Source organism: Vibrio makurazakiensis (genome assembly GCF_050337375.1).
Classification (GTDB): domain Bacteria; phylum Pseudomonadota; class Gammaproteobacteria; order Enterobacterales; family Vibrionaceae; genus Vibrio; species Vibrio makurazakiensis.
Genome location: NZ_JAKJSW010000347.1, coordinates 1 through 2909 on the forward strand (window position 1 = coordinate 1; position 2909 = coordinate 2909).

Consider the following 2909-nt stretch of genomic DNA (forward strand, 5'->3'; position numbering starts at 1 on the left):
GGTTTTGGTAGTACTGAATTTCATGTATTAAGAGCGACAGAAGAGTCTGATTCTAAGTATATTTACCAATATACGAACTATGATTCATTCCGCCTTGCTGCCGAGGCAAGTATGTGTGGCACAGGTGGACAACGTCGTGTGCAGACTGACTTTATGAAAACTCATAAAGTCGTATTCCCTCCACTCCCAGAACAAAAGAAAATCGCCTCAATCCTCACCTCTGTCGATGACGTGATTGAAAAAACACAGACGCAAATCGATAAGCTAAATGATCTAAAAACGGGCATGATGCAAGAGCTGCTAACCCGTGGTGTTGGTGTGGGTGGTAAGCCACATGGCGAGTTTAAAGACTCGCCAGTGGGCAGTATTCCGAAAGGGTGGGATTGCTGTTTACTTGATAAAGTAGCAAAGAGAGGTAGTGGTCATACACCTGACAAGAAGAAACCAGAATATTGGAATGATGGTGTCAAATGGGTCTCGCTTACTGACTCATCTAAATTAGACAAACTATACATTTCCGATACTGCTAAGAAAATAAGTCAACTGGGTATAGAAAACTCGTCGGCTACTTTACACCCAAAGGGGACTGTAGTGATGGCTCGAGATGCTGGTGTCGGGAAGAGTGCGATAATGACCAGTTCAATGGCTGTGAGTCAGCACTTTATGGCATGGGTTTGTGGTGAAAAGCTTGATAATTACTTCCTCTACTACCTACTTCAGCATTGGAAGCCACAGTTTGAGGCTATAGCTATGGGGAGCACAATTAAGACAATTGGTTTGCCATACTTTAAGAAGCTTCAAATCCCTGCCCCTTCAATTGAAGAGCAACGAGTAATTTCTGGTGCATTGAAGAGTGTAGATAACAAGATGTTCGCTTTGGAACGTAAACATAAACAACTAACGAGTACCAAAAAAGCCCTTATGCAAGATCTCCTCACAGGCAAAGTTCGCGTTAAGGTCGAGGATTAATCATGAGCCGAGTACACTATTTTCAGCGGTATTCCCAGAAAGAAAACGTTGTCACTAATAACACCTTGTTGCTGTTTTCTCGGCTGTATAACCACAGTCCTGCTAGGTTTGAAGATTTCCTAAATGCCCTCAGTGGTGATGGAAACCTAACCTTTGATGTGGGTATGCAGTTTGCCCAGCAAGAAGGGAATACAAAAAGAAATAGTGTACCGGACGGCTTAATTACCCAGAAAAGCATCAAAGTTGTTATTGAGACAAAGCTATATGGGAACTACGGTTTATCTCAGCTATCGAACCACTTGGAGAGCTTTGAAAGTGAAGATACTCAAGTGCTATTGCTTTTAGACCCACGCAAACCAAGCAATGAGTTTTTATCGCAAGTGATAAATGACGTTAAGAGCTTTAACCAAGTAAACGATACTCAAGTAATTTGCTTGGCAACAACTTTCACCGATATCATCAACAACTTTGATTCTGTCTTGCTGGACTACGACCTTGAGCTGAATGAAATCTTGGCTGACTATCGAGAGTTTTGTGATTCGATGTCTTTGCTTCCTCGTGATGAAGTGGTGATGAGAGCCATCGTTACGGGTTATACGTTCCATGAAAACATGGAGTTTGGTGTTTACTACGATCCTATTGATAGGGGTTTTTCAAACCACGCTTATCTTGGCTTATACAAGAACAAATCTGTGCGTGGTATCGGTAAGCTCACCAAGATTGTTCATGCTGAATACGATAAAGAGATGGGCGAATTTAACGTGCTGGCGTATCAAAAAGGAGCAGGACTGACTGAAGATGAGCAAAGGCGAATTATAGGGGTGATGCGTTCTGCTGAGGAAGTGCATGGCTGGAACGTATACACAGGGCATCATTTCTTTGTTGTTGATGAATTCGAACCGACCAACTTCAACAAAAGCTCTAAATACCCAATTCAGCGGTCTAAGTATTTCGATCTAGGAGAAGTGCTCGATACTGAAGTGCTGCCAAGTGATTCGGAAATAGCAGCACGATTAACAGAGAAAAGCTGGAGTTAACGCATGGCAAATAACGAATTCGATAAAGTGGAAGCGCCTGCCATTGCTCAGCTGGTGAAGCTCGGTTGGACTTACGTGCAAGGTAAATCACTTTCCCCAGAACATTCGAACCAAGAGCGTGCCTATCTACGTGACGTAATACTGGTGAAGCGCCTAGAAGCGGCGATTAAACGCATCAATCCTTGGATAAGCGACGAGAACCTACGCAAAGTATCAAGGGACGTGACTCACCCTAGCTTTGCTGCCTTAATGGAGTACAACCACGCCTTCTACCAAACCATGGTGAATTACCTATCGGTTGAGCAAGATCTAGGGAAAGGGCGCAAAGGACAAACCGTTAAACTTATCGACTTCGATACGTCTTCTAACAACGAATTTCTAGTCACCAACCAGTTCAAAGTGGAAGGGGTTAACCAGAAAATCATCCCCGATATTATCTGCTTTGTGAACGGCATTCCCCTTGCGGTAATTGAGTGTAAATCGCCGTATATCTCTGACCCTATGAGTCATGGTATTGACCAGCTTCGCCGTTATGCAGATTTGCGTGAACAGCAACAAGGAGAAGGGGCAGAGAAACTATTTTGGTATAACCAACTGATGGTTTCTACCTGTCGTGACCAAGCCAAAGTGGGCACCATTAGTTCTAGCAGCCAGCACTATGGTGATTGGAAAGACGCTTACCCATTCAGTGATGAAGCGTTAGCGAACCAGTCGCTACAAGATAACGTAGTAACGTTTCGTTCTGCGGTGGAGGTTCAATACCCTGATGATGTATTAGATGATGACTCTGTTAGTGAATCTAATATAGAAAGCCAAGTCGAACTTATGCAAGCAGCAGAACCCAAAGCCAGTTATGAGGTTTTGACTCATGTGACGGCTCAGCAACGTTTGCTAGCAGGTATG

General features: G+C 43.6%; 3 protein-coding genes. All 3 read left to right on the forward strand.

The window, feature by feature from the left end; translation table 11 throughout:
• Positions 1-969: restriction endonuclease subunit S (locus L4C33_RS21190; protein WP_428814371.1), on the forward strand; the 969-nt coding region annotated here is incomplete at its 5' end.
• A 2-nt stretch (positions 970-971) separates the two neighbouring features.
• Positions 972-2006 (forward strand): hypothetical protein, encoded by a 1035-nt coding sequence (locus L4C33_RS21195; RefSeq protein WP_428814372.1) that lies wholly within the window; start codon positions 972-974, stop codon positions 2004-2006.
• A gap of 3 nt (positions 2007-2009) precedes the next feature.
• On the forward strand, positions 2010-2909 hold a 900-nt coding region (locus L4C33_RS21200; protein ID WP_428814373.1), incomplete at its 3' end, for a type I restriction endonuclease.